The sequence below is a fragment of the Coprococcus sp. AF16-5 genome (assembly GCF_003479365.1).
GTDB classification, from domain to species: Bacteria; Bacillota; Clostridia; order Lachnospirales; family Lachnospiraceae; genus Coprococcus; species Coprococcus aceti.
On sequence record NZ_QUGZ01000003.1, the window covers coordinates 54,210 to 73,240 of the forward strand.

The window sequence follows — 19,031 nt, forward strand, 5'->3', positions numbered from 1 at the left end:
TATACCATAATCCGGCAGTCAGCATGCACATGCATAACCGCCTTTGGTTACATAAAGATCTCGCAGTCAGGCTCAACCTTCTTACAAGCCTTAAGTACGTTCTTCATAACCTCAGCCTCGTCAGCTCCGTCGTCGAACTCAACGCTCATCTTCTGTGCCATGAATGCTACAGTTGCATCCTTAACACCTGCTACCTTCTTTGTAGCCTCCTCCATCTTTGCTGCACAGTTTGCACAATCAACTTCAATCTTATACTTCTTCATAATAGTTATCTCCTTTTCATTGTTCTCATTGAATCTATGAACATTTAAACATGTATTTAATTATATGTCAACAGTAAAATGCTATTCTTTTTAAAATTTATTTATATGAACATCTGTGCATTTAAAAAAACCTGTGTATATAACATATACACAGGTTTTTGTTCCAGATATATCTGATTCCACTTTCAGATCATGTTTCAGATCCTACTTCAGATCCTCCACAAGCTCATAGAGAGCGATTGCTGAGTTGAAGTTATCAGGTATGATCTCATCACTTGGGATGACAACTCCGTACTTATCTGCTATCTCTGAAATGATAGAGATGATATCGAGTGACTCCAGGATTCCATCGTCAACGAGTGCCTCTTCATTTTCAAAATCAACATTTGGCTTGATCTTCTTGAGCATCTCAATAAATTCTTTCATTGTTCAATTCTCCTTTGTATGATCTTCTCTGCAAACCATCTATACGTTCTGCTCTGCAAGCTTTCTTACTTCCTTTCGCAGAACTGAACCCTTGAACGTCTTTGGTATACTTTCAACATAGATATACTTTCTTGGAAGCTTATAGCTCTCAAGTCTGTCAGCAAGAAAGCCTTCAAAATCAGCTTCCTCATAGCCATCCTTCTGCACGACCAGTATGACCGGAAGCTCTCCGGTGATCGGGTCTTTGATTGAAGTGTAAGCCACATCATCTATATACTCATATCCAAGTGCAAGGTCTTCTATCTCTGCAGGAGATATCTTGCTTCCACCATAGTTTATCACATCATCGGCCCTGCCTACAAGTATGCAGTCGCCATCCTCATCCAGATATGCCAGATCCTTTGTCCTAACATATCCATCCACAATGGTCTCAGCAGTGAGTTCAGGGTCATTGTAATAGCCTTCCATGACTATAGAACCGCCCCAGGACAGAAGTGCCGGTGACTCCGGGCTGCCATTTGTAACAACGTTACCCTCGTCGTCAGAGAATCTTACGACCGAGTTCACGGTAGGTCTTCCTATACATCCTGTCTTGTTGCCATTGCCACTGAACTCCAGTATGCATGCGCATCCGGCTTCAGATGAACCATAAAAATTATACAGTCTTGTATGTGGAAGCAATCTGAGCAGCTTCTCCTTGTCTGACTCGGCAAGAGGTGCTGAGCCTATCTGTATATAATCAAGCTGATCTGCATAATCCGCGATCCTGTCATCCGACAAATGGAATATCATTCCGAGTGATGCCGGTGATATCGCCATGGATGTCACTCCGTATTTCTCTATGAGCTTCCACAGCGTTCCGATAAATACCATTCCGTCCATCAGACATACTGTGCCGCCATTTACCATGTCTGACTGGTATCTTCTTATTCCAAATGAATGGTTGAGAGGCATTGGTATTATCTCCACATTGCCCTTCTTCATGGCTGTTCCCTCGATGACATTGCCGGCTATTCCCACATCACCTCTGTGGTGCATGACAACGCCCTTTGAAGATCCAGTAGTTCCCGTTGTGAAGAGCAGCATCGATCTGTCCTCCTCACCCGGAAGCTCAAGCTCTGCCTCGCTCTCATCCTTCATCCTGGTTATTATTTCCTTCTGGCTTATACACTTTATTCCATCCACAGGCTTGTCTGATATGAGACATGCCGCGTCAACTCTCTGGCCTATCTCAACTGCCCTCTCTGCGGATGTGGATTTCTCTATCGGCACGACAAGCACCTGCATGTACTGCAGTGCAGTGAACACTGTCAGATAATCTATGTTCTGTGTGCATCTGATCATTACATGATCGCCCCTGCATATGCCCATATCCCGCAAAGCGTGTGCAGTCTTTCTTATATTGCTCCAATACTCTGCGTATGTGACTGTCTTTCTTAGCTCACACACCGCCAGAGTGTCCGGCTGCGTCTGGGCATACTCCTGAATATAATGTAATACCGTCTGCTTATACATTATTCGTTCTCCTTCTTGTACTTCTCCCATTCTGCCATGAGACTGCATTCCTCATCTGCCCAGGCATCACAGGCATCAGTCCAGCTCTGCTTCTGCTCATCTGTAAGCTTACTCTGCAGGCCGTAATTGTCCTCTATATATTGTGCAAGATATGTGGTAACCTTCTTGGCACCCGCAATATTTACATGCTTGCTGTTGTAGAAATCTGTTGAATAATCCAGATTCAGTTCATCAAGAACATTGTTCATGTTCAGATAATCATATCCCTTTGAGGCTATGTACTCGTCAAGCTGAAGCTGCTTGGATGCCTGACCCCTTGATGGGTAGTAAGGTGTCGCAACCAGCAGAACCTTAACTCCGAGCTCCTCTGCCTTTGCCTCTATGTCATCTATATATCCGAGTGTCTCATCCGACAGATGAAGCTGTCCGTCAGACTCAAACACAGGCTCCTTGATCTTCGTGATCTTCGCCCTCTGCCTGCCCGTCTTGAACTCGTCCGTTCCCTGATTGAGTCTGTCTATAAGCACCTGTCTGTCAAATGTCAGCAGATTATCGTGATACTTCAGAATAGGGAACATGAGCTCGAACTTGGACTTCTCGTCCGCTCTGTAATACTTCTGTATCATCTCAAACTTCGTCGATGATGGTCTCATGCCCGATGTCATGACTTCCATACGATAATTGTAATGCTCATCCTTTATCTTTGTGACATCGCCTCGTATGATAATACTTCTGACCTCAACCACAAACAGATCCAGATCCTGGGTCTTGGCAGCCTCCTCCATGAGATACGGCGCAAGTCTTATATCCTGAGCCGCAGTACCTATGAGCATTGATGTGTACCCCTGCTCCTCATACGCCTGGGTCGGTATCCAGTATCTGTACATCGAGCTGGAGCCGATGAGCACCGTATTGATGGTGTTATCCTCCTCCGCATAGTAGTTTGTCCACACATCAGAGTCAAAATCCTGTGGTCTCGCCAGTTCTCCCGCCTTGTTCAAGCCAAGGAAAAGCACTGTACATATCGAAAATACTGATATTGTATATTTTATCCACGCTGGCATATCTTTCTCCCTTCTCATCAGAACTGTTCATATATAAATGACGCGCCCGCACCGGAGCCGTATACTCCGCAAATGGCAATGAATGCCAGACCTGCTGCCATGACCAGCCATTTGAATACTATGTTCTGCTTTGCAAGCCATTCTCTGACATCGCCTGTGTTGCCTCTTCTCTCCATGATCTCCTGCGCGATGGACACAGCAAGAAGGAGAAGGCATCCAAATATCAAAACTCTCCACTCTCTTCCTGAAAGTGAAAATTCATCCACAATATTATACACCCTTGAGTGATCAAAAACCATGGAACGGATCATCCAGATCGAGCTTCGGATTCCCTGTCCCATAAATATAAGACGTCCGATGACACAGAGGATGAATGTCCTGAGCATTCTGAATATCTCCCAGCTTATGCAGTCAGTCTTTATCCTGAGCGCCTTTGTAAGCTTTGCCAGCGGTTCCTCAAAAAGTGTCGACATGCATATCAGCACTCCGTGATACAAGCCCCATGCTATATAATTCCACTTTGCGCCGTGCCAGAGACCGGTCAGCACCCACACACACAGGATAGGTATGCTCGCTGCAAATACCTTTCCTATCACATTTCCTAGGTGATCTCTTATCTTGACATTGAGCTTGAGGAACAGCTTTGATGTTGACACCGGGTAGAATACATATTCTCTGAAGAATGCACCCAGTGACAAATGCCATCTTCTCCAGAACTCAGGAAGTGTCTGTGAAAAGTATGGTCTTCTGAAGTTCTCTCCCAGAACGATGCCGAAGCACTCTGAAGTGCCCCTTACTATGTCCATACATCCTGAGAAATCGCAGTATATCTGGATGGAATATGCGATTCCCACTGCCAGGAATATTCCGCCATGATAATCAAATGTATGCCCAAATATCTCTGTTGTAAAAGCTCCTATCCTGTCAGCTATAACGATCTTCTTCACAAATCCCCAAAGCATGAGCCAGACACCTCTCATGATAGTGTCCATATTGAAGCTGTGCTCCTCCCAGAGCTGATGTCCTACTTCCTCATATCTGGCTATAGGTCCCTGGGTAACATGTGGGAAATAAAGCACATATGACAGGTATCTGAAGAAATTCTTCTGCGCTGATATTCGTCCGTTATACAGATCCACGAGATATGAGATCATCATGAATGAGTAAAATGATATTCCCAAAGGTGCTATGAGATTCCAGTCAGGAATGCTCTGCAATCCGTCGTATGGTATGAATCTCTTTATATTGTCGAGCACAAAGCCAAATGCCTTGAACACCGCCAGAACACCGATAACTATGACAAGTGCCCACACAAGGAACTTCTTTCTCTTCGCCTTCTCAGCAGCCTTGATCTTTCGTGCGGTTCTTCTGTCCGCATCCTTTGCCAGCTCCTCCTGCTCGTCCAGACTCTTCTGCAGCCTCAGTGAGAACAGATAAACGACAACAGCCGTGGCAATGACCAGAAACAAATACTCTATCCCGGCATATCCGTAGAACACAAGACTCGCAAGGAGCAGTATCACCCACTGTATCTTCTTTGGAACTATGTAGTATAGCACTATTGTACACAATAAAAAAACTATAAATGTATAAGTTACTACTGACATGTCCTCTCCCTCTTCTACAAGTAAAAATTATTTATACACTGCTAAACGCCGGCCAGTATTTTAACAGCAGCGCACATACTACTGACATGACCGCCAGAACCAGCAGAGTTATCTTCCAGCCCTCTTTGAACATATACTTTGGCGACAGGCCGTATCCAACCGGTATCGCCCTGATGGATGTCGGAAGCATGTATGACAGGTTGACTCCCACAGATGCCACATATATGTACGGTATCGGATTGAGTCCGCAGCCCTGTGTGATGGATATTACCAGCGGCATGGCTACCGCAGCCGTGGCTGTGTTAGATGTCACATCCGACATGAGAAGTGTAACGGCAAGTATCACGAACACTGTGATAAATCCGCCCTTCATATCAAGCTTTGATATACACTCACCAAGTGCCTCTGCAGCACCGGATTTGTTGATGAGTGTTCCGGCGGCAAGTCCACCGGCAAATATATACATAAGTCCCCAGATGATCTTACCCTGAACATTCTTCCACACCATAATACGCTCTCCGTTCTTGTTGGTGAGAAGGAATGATACTATGGCGCATATGATAAATACATACGCCGGCTTGAGTCCCGGAAGTATGCTCTGGTAGAGCTGTCTGGTAAATGCAAGCACCGTGGCAAGAACAAATAACACAAGTGCTATCTTCTCCTCGTAGCTCATAGGAGGAAGCTCCTTGTATTTTGCTACAAAGTATTCCCTTGAACCGCCAAGCATCTCTGTCTTCTTCACATCACGGATCATGAACAGGATATTTACAAGCACAAGTATGAGCATGATAGGCAGGAATCTTACGACCCATGAAGAGTACATGTACTCCTCGCCTGTTATCTGCTGTATATATTCGACCGTCACAAGATTCATCGCACCTCCGAGCGGCGATGCCAGACCACCGAGTCCGGTTGCATATGCTATCGTGAGAAGTATCTTTGATGCAGTCTTGTTTGTCTTGATGTCGTCCATTCCTATATACTTGAGCATGGCGATCGCTATAGGTGTGATCGTCGCACATACCACTGCATTTGGAAGCACCGCTGACAGAACTGCAGACAACACAAACCAGAACACAAGCTGTATCCTCAAACTGCTGCCGATAAGTCTCAGGAATGTAATGGCTATCCTCTTGTCAAGCCCGGTATTCTCCCACATCACGCTTATGATGGAAGCTCCCAGAAGAAGCAGTATCGTCTCGTCTGCGTAGTTGGAAATGACCGCCGACATGTCAGTCATCTGAAATATCGCATTTAAGGCTATCGGGAGGAATGCAGTTACCGCATAGTCCACCGGGCCTGTTACCCACCAGTACGCCATCCACATGATGGTTCCTATCGCTGCTCTTGACTCAAATGTCGTGAATACTCCGTGTGGCAAAAGTGCCGTAAACAGCCCGAATAACAATGGGCCGATCAGTAAATGTACTATTCTCTTTCGTTCTTTCATAAATATAGCTCCTATTTTCAATAAAACACTGATTTTAAATTATACACATTTAAGATTAATCTTTCATTAAAAAAATTAATATATATTAAAATCCACAGACATTATTCTGCATTTACCGGGATTTTAAATGTAAACAGGCTTCCTTTTCCGGGCTCACTGTCAACATCCACGATTCCGCCGTAATATCTGGCGATCTGCATTACCTGTGACAGACCCAGGCCAAAACCCTCCGCACTTCTGTCTGGCTCACCTCTGTAAAAACTCTCAAATATCTTTTCCTTTGTGCTCTTATCCATTCCCCGGCCCTCATCCCTGACCGAGATAAAATAGCTGTCATTTTTCACACCGCAGGACACATGGATACTACCTCCATCATTGCTGTACTTCACCGCATTTGACATCAAATTGTTCACGACGATAACTATATGGTTCATATTCGCTTTGACCATCGTTGGCTTCAGGTCGTAGGTAAACTTAAGATTCTTCTTACAGATGTACTCCACATCATCGCACACAGACTCCACCACATCCAGCAGATCTACATCCTCAACCGCTATGACTGCGTTTTCATTGTCCATGACCGACATCTGAAGAAGCTGTTCTATGAGCCCCTTCATACGTGAGGTCTGTCTCTCGAATACCTCTATGCTCTCAAGCATCTCCTCATCGCCATTCTTCTCCGCGATCTCCCTGGAAAGCTGACACTGTGCATGCATGACTGCTACAGGTGTTCTCAGCTCATGGGATACATTTGCATTGAACTCAGCCTGTCTCTCAAGCTCCTGATGGACTTTTCTGTACAGGTTGTTATTCGCATCGGTCAGCATATCAAGCTCTTTGAACGGACCGTCATACTCCAGATTCTCTGTAAAATCAAGATTGTCCACGCTCTTATCTATCGAACGGTTCAGGCTTCCCATTGGAACTGCTATCAGTTTCCTCAAAGCAAATGCATATATCACAAATGCTATCAGCACGATTCCAATAACACAGTATGATTTATATAACAGTTCACTGTAATTGCTCTCTATATCCCTGACGGATACCATGACACAGATCTTGTATTTAGAAGTCTTCTTCAGCGGCTCTTTGTCTGTTCTTCCCTGCCTGACGACCGCAAAATACTTGACCTTCCCTGCATCTATAAGCATAAGATCTCTTATGCTTATATCCGGATTATCCGCATATTCCTCAGGCACCTCGCCGTCAAGGATCTCGCCGTCATTTCCCTGAAGGAACACATATATCTGCTCATTACTGTCCGGATCGTCTTCACGGTCGTAAAATCCATCATCTATATGTGGCTTCTTCTGTGAATCATACACTATGTATCGTCTGATCTGGGCTACCTCCTGTGTCAGCTTCTTATAAGCCATCAGGTTCATATCATCCTTCATAAGATTGTTCTGGATGACCAGCAGACAAGATATACCCACCACCAGAATAAGCGCTGTAATTATAATAGTGTATGTTACAAATGATATTTTTCTCTTTAACATTCCAGTTTATAGCCGACACCTCTTATAGTATGGATCAGCTTCTCCTCATAATTATCGTCTATCTTCCTTCTCAGATAACGGATATACACATCTATCACATTTGAATTGACATCGTCATCTATGTTCCAGATGTTCACCCGTATCTGTTCCCTAGTTACTACCACATTTCTGTTTCTGGCTAGGTACTCAAGGATAGCATACTCCCTGACCGTGAGATCAATTACCTTTCCATCCCTGATCGCCTGTCTGTTGTTCATGTCGACCACCAGTGAACCACAGGTTATCACATTCTCATTTACCGGATTCTGGGTTCTCAGCATGACCCTGAGTCTTGCCATAAGCTCCGAGAACTCAAATGGCTTTGTCATATAATCGCTGGCTCCGGCATCCAGTCCCCTGACTATATCCTGTGTCTCCGTCTTGGCCGTGAGGAAAAGCACAGGAACCTGTATCCCCGCATTTCTCATCTCGCGCAGGACTGTTATTCCGTCCTTGTTCGGGATCATTATATCCATGATCGCCCCGTCGTAATTCTCCGCTTCCATATAATCAAGTGCCGCCTGTCCGTCATAACAGGCATCCACATTATAGCCCTCTTTGACCAGCTTACTGCATATTATGCTGTTCAGATCCTTCTCATCCTCAACTACAAGTACACGCATACATCCATCCTCCCTGTCATTTTCATCTGTTGGCCACTACAGTATATCGCTGCACGATCGCTGAACAGATATATATTGCCATGCTTTTATGAAAATAACATTAAAAGCCGTCACTTACATCTGCCAAATGTAAATAACGGCTCTCAAATGCTGTTTTTATCTATTCTGTCTTACCGCTCTTCTCATCGTAGGTATCAAGAAAGCTGTGTCTCACGCCTCCCTGCTTGTACTCTATAAGGGTATCGATATTGACATTCTCCACACTCTTGAATATGTTGCCCTCCACAAACGGATTTGTCTTCTTGAGTGTCGCTATAAGCTGCTTGATCTCCTGACGCTTGGACTTCGTCTCCTCATTGTTACATGTTGTGCATGTGTCAGTGAACTTACATGCGCACTGTATGAAATGAAGCTCGTTGTAATCTCTCCACGCCTTGATGTCGTCCTCTCTCACCATATAGAGAGGTCTGATTAGTTCCATTCCCTCAAAATTGGTGCTGTGGAGCTTCGGCATCATGGTCTGCATCTGCGCTCCATAGAGCATACCCATGAGTATGGTCTCTATGACATCATCGTAGTGGTGTCCAAGAGCTATCTTGTTACAGCCAAGCTCCTTCGCATAGCTGTACAGATGGCCTCGTCTCATTCTTGCACAGAGATAACACGGCGACTTCTCTACGTTATACACTGAATCAAATATATCAGACTCAAATATCTGGATAGGGATGTTCAGCATCCTGGCATTATCCTCTATGACCTTGCGGTTTGCCGGGCTGTAACCCGGATCCATAACTATGAACTTGAGCTCAAATGGGAACTTGTTGTGCCTTTTCAGCTCCTGAAAACACTTTGCCATGAGGAAGGAATCCTTGCCGCCCGATATACATACGGCTATCCTGTCGCCCTCCTTCACCAGCTCATATCTGTTGATGGCCTTTGTGAAGTTGCACCATATCTTCTTGTGGAACTTCTTGCGGAGGCTCTTCTCAACGTCGGCACATATATCAGTCTGTTCCTGCTTGCCCATGGTGTAGAGCAGCCATGATATATATCCGCCTTTGAGGCTCACCGCATCGTATCCCAGCTCCGTAAGTCTCTCCGCCAGCGGAATGCTGTTGGTTCCGTGGGTGCAGCAGATTATGAGTTTCTTTCCCTTTGAGTTGTCCCCGGGCATATATTTCTCAACCGGGAATATCTCACTGGCTGTCTCCGCCAGATTCTCCGGCATCAGCTTGTCCGTCTGGACTGCCATCGCACCCGGGATTGCTCCGTGGGATATCTCAACTTCATCCCTGATGTCAACTATCAGATATGAATCCTTATCCAGTTCCTGTATCTCTTCTATTGTGATTTCATTTGAAGTTTCTTTTGAGTTTTCTAATGCCATATCCCTGTCACCATTTTTCTTAGTATTACAAATAAGCTATTTTTATATATGCTACTGTCTGCTGCATATGGCATCGCCGTCATCCGCAGCTTACTCCTTACCATCCCAGCAGTATGTACAAAGCTTGCACTTCTCAACTCCGCATGCCTCAAGCATATCATCAAGTCTGTTGAATCTGAGTGATGTGAAATGCAGCTCCTTGCAGATCTCATCAACCATTTTCTCATACTTCTCTGAATCAGGATCTGTGTACTCCTGAAGTACCTCGTCTGTCACGTTGCCGTTCTCAAGTCTCTCGATAACTCTTCTTGTTATAAGATCCATCTCTGATGATGATCTTGAGAAGTTAAGGTATTTACATCCGTATACAAGTGGTGGACATGCAGGTCTGATGTGCACTTCCTTGGCACCGCTGTCAAACAGATACTCGGTTGTCTCTCTGAGCTGTGTTCCACGCACGATGGAATCGTCTATGAGCAGAAGGCTCTTATCCTTTATAAGATCCTCAACTGCCAGAAGCTTCATCTTCGCGATGAGGTTACGCTGGCTCTGTATGGTCGGCATAAATGAACGTGGCCATGTCGGTGTGTACTTGATGAATGGTCTTGAGAAAGGTATTCCTGATTCATTGGCATAGCCGACTGCATGCGCTGTTCCTGAATCCGGAACTCCGGCTACGATATCAGGCTTAACGTTATCTCTCTTTGCCATGCTGGCTCCGCAGTTGTATCTCATCTGCTCTACACTCATACCCTCGTATGAACTTGCAGGGTAACCATAGTATACCCACAGGAAGGTACAGATCTTCATGTCCTTGCCCGGCTGCACAAGCGTCACGCAGTTTGACGGTGTGAGTACAACAACCTCACCAGGACCGAGTTCTTTATAGTCATGATAGCCAAGGTTCTTGTAGGCAAAGTTCTCAAATGACGCACAGAATGCACCATCTTTCTTGCCTATGACCACAGGAGTTCTTCCATACATATCCCTGGCTGCATATATTCCATTCTGGTTCATGAGCAGGAGTGACAGAGAACCATCTATCTTCTCCAGCGCATATCTTATTCCATCTATCAGATTATCCTTCTGGTTGATGAGGGCTGCCACAAGCTCTGTGCTGTTGATATCCCCTCCGCTCATCTCAAGGAAATGTGAATGTCCCTGATCAAATATCTCCTTGGATATCTCGTCAACATTGTTGATCTTGCTGACAGTTGTCAGAGCATATGTTCCGTGATGTGAACGCACTATGAGTGGCTGTGGCTCATAATCGGATATACATCCTATTCCAAAATAGCCCTTCATGTTCTGCATATCTTTGTCGAACTTTGTTCTAAATGGAGCATTCTCGATATTGTGTATGGATCTGTCAAATCCCTTATCTCCATACACTGTCATGCCTCCGCGTCTTGTTCCAAGATGTGAATGATAGTCTATTCCAAAGAACAGATCAAACACACAGTCATCTTTTGCCGCTACTCCAAAAAATCCACCCATTGTTTTCCTCCTGAAGTGATAAAAATTTGTCATTTTCGCAAACATATCTATATTAGCATAGTATCGGCGGTGATTACAATACCTTCATCGCCAACTTCACTATCCCCGCAATGAAGATCAGCACAGCCAGTCCGAAAAAGCAAACCTCCATCTCTCTGTACACCTTGTTTGACTTCTTCTCATAGGCCGTTCTCTTTTCCCTAGAGTATAAAAGTTTATACTCGCTACCGATAGAATGTTTCTTTCTGTTTATCTCCTGATTTACCATATAAGAATCCGGCTCACCGCTGTATGGATCGATATATTCCACTGTGGGTTGTGCATATCCCGGCAATTTTGTCCTGCCGGTCAGGGTATCGTATCCTATGATCTTTCCGGTTATTTCCTACATTTAACACATTCTCACTGTATATAAACCTTCTATCATTTAACCAACTACTGAAAAAGATCTGTATTCATACCAAAGACATCAATAACTTTCAAAATATCGGAAAGTTCATCCCTAAATTTCTGACGATACTCCTCCATGTCACCATTATCCCTGCCATTGTTACTAAGTTCAAATAAATCTCTGTCATTCTTTATCGCTACTGCCACCATATTGCCAGCGATCTGTATCTCCATAAATCCTTCAAGTCCCATAAGTCCCTGCATAAGCTGTGGCGTCAATACCCTCAAAGCAAGCTGGCTGTCAGAGGCATATATATCGAACCTGTTATCAAATGACGCGTTGCCCGTCATAAAACTGTTACGTGAATTCTCAGAACCCAATACTCTTGATAATATGCCACTTTTCTTTTCGTTTTTCATTCTTGGACTAATTCTCTCCTGGATCTGTACAAAACCATTAACATTCTTGTGGGAAGTAGCCATTATGAGCTGGCCTTTAAAATTAACAACATTATCGCCAGGAAACTCACCGTCCGGTGAACCCTTTGTTTCCGTTCTGAGTGTGAGATCACTGAATGTAAATTCTACTCCCCTGTATATTCCATGTATAAAGTCAGAACCATCCATATTATTAAATGAAGGAAGAATCGGACAATTATGTAAAAATGCCTCATTTGTATATCCATTTGGCATGTATTCAATCACATGCAAGCGCTCTCCAAGGACACTCCGTACAACATACTGTCCCATGAGTTCCTTGAGGTCTTTAAGTTTATTTGTCTCCATATATGAGAACAGGAAAAATCCGCCTACAAACAAAGCCGGAATCAGCAGCCAAGCAGAGTCTAATTCATAGCCATTTCTAGATACCACCATAAACGCAACAAATGGCGCAAATATTCCTATAAAAGAAACAATCTTAAACACCTTAAGCACTTTACATAGTTTGCGTTTTTCTAATATTTTCGATTCTATATTCTGATCCATCTTCTCATCTCCAAACTGTGATAAATACTCTATACGAATCTCAGCGCCTTACCGAACTTTTATCTCATAAAAAAATCGCCCTATACCGATATATAATATACCAGTATAAGACGAATTCAAACTTAATTAAAAAGATTTTCCCTGAATCCTAGCCGATGCTCTTAACGCTTTCTCCCTCTATCAGGGAATATGGCACTATCTCATGTTCACCATCTGCTGCATAATTTATATGCTTGAGCATGATGTCAACACTTCTCGATGCCATGATCTCTGTATTCTGTTTTATTGTTGTAAGTCTTGGTACACAGTATCCTGCCAGCTCTATTCCATCAAATCCAGTAACTGACAGCTCCTCCGGAATATGTTTGCCCAGATCAGCAGCCGCTCTCATGACGCCGATCGCTATCGTATCACTGAGAGCCATGATTGCTGTAACCTCCGGCTGTTCCTCCAAGAGACGCTTCGTGGCCTCATAACCTGCCTTCATAGAATACCTGCACGGAATATATGTAAACTCCGCCCGGTCATCATGCTGCCACTCATCTATAGCCCTCTTGCAGCCTTCATATCTATTGAAACTTATCTGTTTCTCGGACACTTGCCCTCCTATGACTCCGATGCGCCTGTGGCCTTTTTCAAGAAGATACCTTGTCATATCGTATGTCGCTGCCGTGTCATCTATCGTTATGGAGGATATGTTGTCATTTGCAAGAATCTCTCCGCCGGTCGTGATTATGACTCCCGGGATCTCAAACTCTTTCACACGCTCATCAAAAAGTGCAAGATTGGCACCCAAAAACATGATTCCCTTCGGATTCACGCTATGAGTGAGTTTGATGGCATACTCGATCTCGTCACCATCCTCGTCTATGTACTCCACTATGACATCCTCATCATATCCAGCAAGCAGGTTCTGTATCCGCTCTACTATATCCGCAAACAACATATTCTGGTTTCCTTTTATGATGACAACCACCGCCGATTTCGCTGACATTTTGAGGAGCTTTGCGTTGACGTTCGGCTCAAAGCCGTTTTCCTCTATAACCCTGAGTATCTTCTCTCTGGCTGCATCGCTGACTCCGGTCTGATTGTTGATCACCCTGGACACGGTTCCGATACCATAACCTGATATACGTGCAATATCCTTTATTGTCATAAGCTGTATCCCACTTTTCTCTTTTATTCCCAATAATTATATTATCCCAATATGTGGAGGTCAAGAAAATACTCTACTTATCATTTCCCGGTAAATATTTTTAGAGAGTACTTTTTCACATCTTGCTTCTCCCGGTCATCAGTGTAAGTCTGCCTATTTCCTCTGCAAGATCATCATCCGTATCGTCGGATATCATGCGCCACCTCCAGTTATCGCCAACTGTGGATGGCTTATTCATCCTCGATTTATTGTCTAGCCCCAAATAATCCTGCATCGGTATAATACAAAGATCTGCAATACTTCTCATAGCAAGCGTGATAAATGGGACATTGATCAGACGGTCCGGTGTATAATGAGCTGCCATATAATCCCTTGCCATGTCTCTGGATCTCTGATCTATACTGCTCCACCAGCCAATAAGGGTCTCATTGTCATGGGTTCCCGTATATACAACACAATTTCGTATGTAATTATGTGGAAGATAATCAGATGCCGCCCCGGTGTCTCTCACATCAAAGGCAAACTCCACAACCTTCATTCCCGGAAATCCGGAATCATGCACAAGCTTTCTGACCGAATCAGTCACAAAACCAAGATCCTCGGCAATGACATCTCTCTTACCCAGAGCCTTTTCTATATTCCTAAACAGATCCATCCCAGGGCCCTTTTTCCACTTGCCATTCACAGCTGTTTCCTCACCATATGGAATGGCATAATATTCATCAAAGCCTCTGAAATGATCAATCCGGACTACATCATAAAGTTTATAGCTATGTCTCATTCTGGCTATCCACCAGCTGTAACCGGTCTGCCTGTTCAGCTCCCAGTCATATATTGGGTTTCCCCACAGCTGTCCGGTCTCCGAAAACCCATCAGGCGGGCATCCGGCAACCTCGTATGGTCGCCTGTCCTCATCAAGCCTGAAAAGCTCCGGGTGTGCCCATACATCTGCGCTGTCCATAGCTACATAGATTGGGATATCTCCTATGATCCTTATATGGTTCTTGTTGGCATAGCTCTTTAGTGCATTCCACTGAGTATAAAACAAATACTGCATGTACTGCTGAAAATGTATCTCATCCGCAAGCTTAATCTGCATCTGCTGCACCGCATCAGGCTGCCTGTTTCTTATATCCTGCGGCCACTCTGTCCACGGAATTCCACCAAGCGAATCCTTTACAGCCATAAATAGTGAATAATCATATATCCACTCTTTGTTCTCATCCATGAACATGGAAAACTCCATGCTGTCAGTCATTTTCCATCTCTCATATGATTTTCTCAGGATTGGATATCTTCCTTCATATATTGTTCTATAATCCACATATCTGCCATCGTCGCCCCAGTCTATCTCTCTGCACTCGCGGTCTGTGAGCAGTCCCTGATCCACAAGTGTATCAAGATCTATAAAATATGGATTTCCAGCAAATGTCGAAAATGACTGATACGGCGAATCCCCATACCCGGTGGGACCCATGGGAAGTATCTGCCAGTAACTCTGGTGTGCAGACCTAAGCCAGTCAACGAAACGATATGCCTCTTTTGAGAAGCTGCCAATTCCATACTTTGACGGGAGGCTTGATATAGCAAGCAGTATTCCTGCTGATCTTTCCATCTGAAATCTCTCCTTTTAACCAATTTCAGGCGGCTGCGAATCTCACAACCGCCTGTTTTTTATAATAATATTATATTACTATCCCTTTACAGCACCAGCTGCAACACCCTTGATGATGTACTTCTGTGCACAGAGGTAGAATACAACAACCGGAATGATAGCCATAACAAGGCACGCCATGATCGCTCCCATATCTACTCTTCCGTAGCTGCCCTTCATATACTGGACAACTATAGATATCGTCTTGTATTTCTTGATGTCGAGTACCAAATATGGCAGAAGGAAATCATTCCATATCCACATAGCCTCAAGTATTCCTACAGATATGTAAGTAGGTTTCATGATAGGGATAACAACCCTGAAAAATGTCTTGAGCGGCGTACATCCATCTATCATCGCAGCCTCCTCGACCTCCAAAGGAATGGACTTGATAAATCCGCAGAACATGAATACTGCAAGACCTGTTCCAAATCCAAGATACACGATCACGATTCCCCATGGAGTATTAAGGTGAAGTGCATCCGCAGTTCCAGCCAGAGTAAACATAACCATCTGGAAAGGTATTACCATAGAGAACACGCAGAGCAGATATATGATCTTTGTCGCTATATTCTTGACTCTGGTTATATACCAAGCTGTCATAGAGCAGAACAGCAGAATTGCCACTACTGAGAGAACCGTTATCACAACTGTCCAGCCCACTGCCTTAATGAAATCATACTGTGTTATAGCCGTTTTATAATTGTCCAAGCCTATGTAGCTGTGCTCATTTGGCAGTTCAAATGTCTCCAGACTGATAAACGTCTTGGCTTTCAGCGAGTTTATAATTACGATTATTATCGGTGAAACAAATATTATGGAAATAATGGTAAAGAATAAAGTAGCCAGAATTCCCGTCAACGTTGGTTTTTCTTTCACTCTGTATACAGGCTTTTTATCCGCTGTATTTGCTGTTTTCTGTATCTTCGCCATTACTGCTGCACCTCCTTTGATCTTGTAATCTTAAGCTGTATGAGTCCTATCGCTACTACCAGTATGAAGAATACGACTGCCTTGGCCTGACCTACTCCCTCATATCCTACTCTTCCATAAAACGTCTCATATATATTGAGCGCTAGCATCTCTGTCTTATGGAGTGGCTCGCCTCCTGTGAGTGCCAGGTTCTGGTCAAACAGTTTGAATGAGTTGGTTATTGTGAGGAATGTACATATAGTTATGGATGGCATCATGTTCGGGATCGTAACCCTGAAAAGTCTCTGTGTTCTATTTGCACCATCAATCATGGCTGCTTCCTGAATGTCTTCAGGAATTGCCTGAAGTCCTGCAATATAAACGATCATCATATATCCTATCTGCTGCCAGCACACCAGTATAACCAATCCCCAGAAACCGAGGACTTCATTGAGCTTCAGGGCTGTATCAAACTTTGAGAATATGGCATCGAATATAAGCTGCCATACATATCCAAGTACGATACCACCTATAAGATTCGGCATAAAGAATACCGTTCTGAATATATTAGTTCCTTTGATCTTCTGTGTAAGTGCCAGTGCCACAAGAAATGCAAGAACATTTATAAGCACAAGTGTGACAATCGCAAATAATGTTGTAAACTTAAATGCATCCGGGAATGTTGAGTCCTTGAATGCGTCTATATAATTCTGAAATCCTACAAATTCAGCGTCCCTTATGGTCGTGAACTTACAGAAGGACAGATATATTCCCTCGGCAAATGGCACGATAAATCCTATTAGAAACGCAGCCATTGTCGGTATCAGAAACACCGGCCAATATCTTTTTATCGTTTTCTCCATAATTTTTTTGATAACCTCCACTCTGTTGCATATCAATTTTCTTTCCAATATCTTCTGAGTCTAAAAATGGATATGTAGACATATTTGCATATGAATACATATCCATCTCTAGTCTGACACCTCTGGGTATGAGCTGCCTTTGCAAAGCTGTTAGCCTTCCTGGTGTCCTGCAGCTTGCAGAACTTTATTCATATTTTAAGTTGGTTTTATTTTGTGATGTTTTTTTATTTTTGGGTTGTGTACTATTGTTTATTTGTTAATATGTTTTATTTTGACTTTGCTGCAGCAGCCTCTTTAGCCCATCCATCTACAAATGCGCTCTTTACAAGATCCCAGTTGGCATCTGTCTGATCTGCCGCATATGCTGTAAGTGCTGATCCAAGGTCGTTCTTCCACTGCTCTGATGGCATTGTTGTGAAGTTCCAGCTTACAGGTGTCTTGCCCTCTGCTACATACTCATTTGCGATGTTTACAAGAAGGTTTGTTGACTCAAGGTTCTTCTTGAATGGTGTTACAAATCCCATTCCATCGGCTCCTGATGGCATAGCGCCCTTTGAACCACAGATTGCCTTAAGTGCGGTGTCATTTGTAGCACACCACTCCATGAAGTCAAGAGTTGCCTGGATATCTTCCTCTGAAGCCTTAGCATTTACACACCAGTAATTCTCACTTCCTGTACAGAGTCCCTGATTCTCCTCACCATCTGCTCCTATATAGATAGGGAGCATTCCGAGGTTGTCATCGCCAAGTGATGATACATCTGCGTATGCCCATGTACCATTCTGATAAAATACTGCCTGTCCTGAAACAAACTCTGCAACCGCATCATCACCAGTCTTTGTGCTGAGCTGCTTTGGATCGGTTGTTGAGTTGTTGATGTACAGATCCCATACATTTTTGTAATTATCAAGATATGTACCCTTGATCGCATCTGTAGTATCGATTCCATCAGCCTTGTATTCATAGTAGATTGGAAGATTTGCAAGATGTGTCTTGAATCTCCAGTCTGATGAGCCATCCATTCCAGCTGATGTGAATGCTGAGAATCCTAATTTGTCTGAATTGGCTGTTATATCCTCTGCCACCTTCTTGAGGTCTGCAAATGAATTGATATCATCCTCTGTGTATCCAGCTTTGCTTAAAAGCTCTTTGTTGTAAATGATTCCGTATGACTCTATAACATATCCGATTCCTGCGACCTTATCGCCATCCTTAAGTGCAAAGTCCTCAGAAGTGAGTTCTTTATACACCTGTGATGATCCAAGATCATAACAATAGTCCTTCCAGGAAGCAAGACCAACCGGTCCATTTACCTGGAACAGGGTAGGTGATTCTGACTTACCCATCTCACTCTTAAGAGTAGTCTCATACTGACCAGAAGCCGCTGTAACTACCGTCACATCAACGCCAGTCTCTTCTGTGTACACCTTAGCAAGCTCCTGCCACTGTGCATCCTGCTCCGGTTTGAAATTCAGATAATATACAGAGCCCTTTGCATCTGCCTTCTTTCCTGCTCCATCTGAATCTCCTGAGCCACATCCTGTCAACATGGTACCTGCCATCATAAGTGACAGTCCAAGTGCCGCAATACCTTTCTTGTTCATATTGGTTCCTCCCATAAAATAATAAAAATTTTTCCTTCAGTCATCTCTTATACGAGCTGCTTAATGGTTACTTTGTTTTTTCGGAAACGTTT

Annotated in this window: 17 protein-coding genes; all 17 read right to left on the minus strand. The window is 43.8% G+C overall.

Annotated elements, in window-relative coordinates:
• Positions 1-47: 47 nt before the first annotated feature.
• The 17 genes from DWW70_RS08805 to DWW70_RS08885 all read right to left on the minus strand — a co-directional run bounded on the left by DWW70_RS08805 (position 48) and on the right by DWW70_RS08885 (position 18,939).
• Positions 48-266, minus strand: a complete 219-nt coding sequence (locus DWW70_RS08805) for a cation transporter (RefSeq protein WP_055146474.1) — start codon at positions 264-266, stop codon at positions 48-50.
• A 201-nt stretch (positions 267-467) separates the two neighbouring features.
• Entirely contained in the window at positions 468-689 is a 222-nt protein-coding gene (locus DWW70_RS08810; protein ID WP_015533823.1) for a phosphopantetheine attachment site, read from the minus strand.
• Between the two features lie 39 nt (positions 690-728).
• On the minus strand, positions 729-2,204 hold the full coding sequence (locus DWW70_RS08815; protein WP_118649695.1) for a class I adenylate-forming enzyme family protein: 1,476 nt from the start codon (positions 2,202-2,204) through the stop codon (positions 729-731).
• Positions 2,204-3,268 (minus strand): hypothetical protein, encoded by a 1,065-nt coding sequence (locus DWW70_RS08820; protein ID WP_117874586.1) that lies wholly within the window; start codon positions 3,266-3,268, stop codon positions 2,204-2,206. The genes DWW70_RS08815 and DWW70_RS08820 overlap by 1 nt, the downstream gene beginning before the upstream one ends.
• 17 nt (positions 3,269-3,285) lie before the next feature.
• A complete protein-coding gene (locus tag DWW70_RS08825; RefSeq protein ID WP_118649696.1) occupies positions 3,286-4,875 on the minus strand; it encodes an MBOAT family O-acyltransferase in 1,590 nt (529 codons plus the stop codon).
• Positions 4,876-4,906: 31 nt separating this feature from the next.
• Positions 4,907-6,328 carry an SLC13 family permease gene (locus DWW70_RS08830; protein WP_055273732.1) on the minus strand — a complete coding sequence of 474 codons (1,422 nt, stop codon included), beginning with the start codon at positions 6,326-6,328 and terminating at the stop codon, positions 4,907-4,909.
• Positions 6,329-6,429: 101 nt separating this feature from the next.
• The gene (locus DWW70_RS08835) at positions 6,430-7,827 is read right to left on the minus strand and encodes a sensor histidine kinase (RefSeq protein WP_118649697.1); all 1,398 of its coding nucleotides are present in this window, start codon (positions 7,825-7,827) and stop codon (positions 6,430-6,432) included.
• Entirely contained in the window at positions 7,821-8,489 is a 669-nt protein-coding gene (locus DWW70_RS08840; RefSeq protein ID WP_015533818.1) for a response regulator transcription factor, read from the minus strand. The genes DWW70_RS08835 and DWW70_RS08840 overlap by 7 nt, the downstream gene beginning before the upstream one ends.
• Before the next feature lie 160 nt (positions 8,490-8,649).
• Entirely contained in the window at positions 8,650-9,876 is a 1,227-nt protein-coding gene (locus tag DWW70_RS08845; protein ID WP_118649698.1) for an ATP-binding protein, read from the minus strand.
• A 90-nt stretch (positions 9,877-9,966) separates the two neighbouring features.
• On the minus strand, positions 9,967-11,373 hold the full coding sequence (locus tag DWW70_RS08850; RefSeq protein WP_117874582.1) for an amidophosphoribosyltransferase: 1,407 nt from the start codon (positions 11,371-11,373) through the stop codon (positions 9,967-9,969).
• A gap of 73 nt (positions 11,374-11,446) precedes the next feature.
• Positions 11,447-11,683, minus strand: coding sequence for a hypothetical protein (locus DWW70_RS08855; RefSeq protein ID WP_147360144.1), 237 nt, complete (start codon positions 11,681-11,683; stop codon positions 11,447-11,449).
• Positions 11,684-11,808: 125 nt separating this feature from the next.
• On the minus strand, positions 11,809-12,750 hold the full coding sequence (locus tag DWW70_RS08860; protein ID WP_117874580.1) for a DUF3137 domain-containing protein: 942 nt from the start codon (positions 12,748-12,750) through the stop codon (positions 11,809-11,811).
• Positions 12,751-12,898: 148 nt separating this feature from the next.
• A complete protein-coding gene (locus tag DWW70_RS08865) occupies positions 12,899-13,906 on the minus strand; it encodes a LacI family DNA-binding transcriptional regulator (RefSeq protein ID WP_243002923.1) in 1,008 nt (335 codons plus the stop codon).
• 115 nt (positions 13,907-14,021) lie between these two features.
• Positions 14,022-15,521, minus strand: a complete 1,500-nt coding sequence (malQ, locus tag DWW70_RS08870) for a 4-alpha-glucanotransferase (protein ID WP_117874578.1) — start codon at positions 15,519-15,521, stop codon at positions 14,022-14,024.
• 78 nt (positions 15,522-15,599) lie between these two features.
• On the minus strand, positions 15,600-16,493 hold the full coding sequence (locus DWW70_RS08875; protein WP_117550678.1) for a carbohydrate ABC transporter permease: 894 nt from the start codon (positions 16,491-16,493) through the stop codon (positions 15,600-15,602).
• The gene (locus DWW70_RS08880; protein ID WP_117874577.1) at positions 16,493-17,335 is read right to left on the minus strand and encodes a carbohydrate ABC transporter permease; all 843 of its coding nucleotides are present in this window, start codon (positions 17,333-17,335) and stop codon (positions 16,493-16,495) included. Before DWW70_RS08880 ends, DWW70_RS08875 begins: the two co-directional genes overlap by 1 nt.
• Positions 17,336-17,601: 266 nt before the next feature.
• Positions 17,602-18,939 carry an ABC transporter substrate-binding protein gene (locus DWW70_RS08885; RefSeq protein WP_117874576.1) on the minus strand — a complete coding sequence of 446 codons (1,338 nt, stop codon included), beginning with the start codon at positions 18,937-18,939 and terminating at the stop codon, positions 17,602-17,604.
• Positions 18,940-19,031 lie beyond the last annotated feature (92 nt).

Coding starts and splice junctions, on each gene's coding strand:
- DWW70_RS08810 (WP_015533823.1), bottom strand. CDS start 689: ATGAAAGAATTTATTGAGATGCTCAAGAAGATCAAGCCAAATGTTGAT.
- DWW70_RS08815 (WP_118649695.1), bottom strand. CDS start 2,204: ATGTATAAGCAGACGGTATTACATTATATTCAGGAGTATGCCCAGACG.
- DWW70_RS08820 (WP_117874586.1), bottom strand. CDS start 3,268: ATGCCAGCGTGGATAAAATATACAATATCAGTATTTTCGATATGTACA.
- DWW70_RS08825 (WP_118649696.1), bottom strand. CDS start 4,875: ATGTCAGTAGTAACTTATACATTTATAGTTTTTTTATTGTGTACAATA.
- DWW70_RS08830 (WP_055273732.1), bottom strand. CDS start 6,328: ATGAAAGAACGAAAGAGAATAGTACATTTACTGATCGGCCCATTGTTA.
- DWW70_RS08835 (WP_118649697.1), bottom strand. CDS start 7,827: ATGTTAAAGAGAAAAATATCATTTGTAACATACACTATTATAATTACA.
- DWW70_RS08840 (WP_015533818.1), bottom strand. CDS start 8,489: ATGCGTGTACTTGTAGTTGAGGATGAGAAGGATCTGAACAGCATAATA.
- DWW70_RS08845 (WP_118649698.1), bottom strand. CDS start 9,876: ATGGCATTAGAAAACTCAAAAGAAACTTCAAATGAAATCACAATAGAA.
- DWW70_RS08850 (WP_117874582.1), bottom strand. CDS start 11,373: ATGGGTGGATTTTTTGGAGTAGCGGCAAAAGATGACTGTGTGTTTGAT.
- DWW70_RS08860 (WP_117874580.1), bottom strand. CDS start 12,750: ATGGATCAGAATATAGAATCGAAAATATTAGAAAAACGCAAACTATGT.
- DWW70_RS08865 (WP_243002923.1), bottom strand. CDS start 13,906: ATGACAATAAAGGATATTGCACGTATATCAGGTTATGGTATCGGAACC.
- malQ (WP_117874578.1), bottom strand. CDS start 15,521: ATGGAAAGATCAGCAGGAATACTGCTTGCTATATCAAGCCTCCCGTCA.
- DWW70_RS08875 (WP_117550678.1), bottom strand. CDS start 16,493: ATGGCGAAGATACAGAAAACAGCAAATACAGCGGATAAAAAGCCTGTA.
- DWW70_RS08880 (WP_117874577.1), bottom strand. CDS start 17,335: ATGGAGAAAACGATAAAAAGATATTGGCCGGTGTTTCTGATACCGACA.
- DWW70_RS08885 (WP_117874576.1), bottom strand. CDS start 18,939: ATGAACAAGAAAGGTATTGCGGCACTTGGACTGTCACTTATGATGGCA.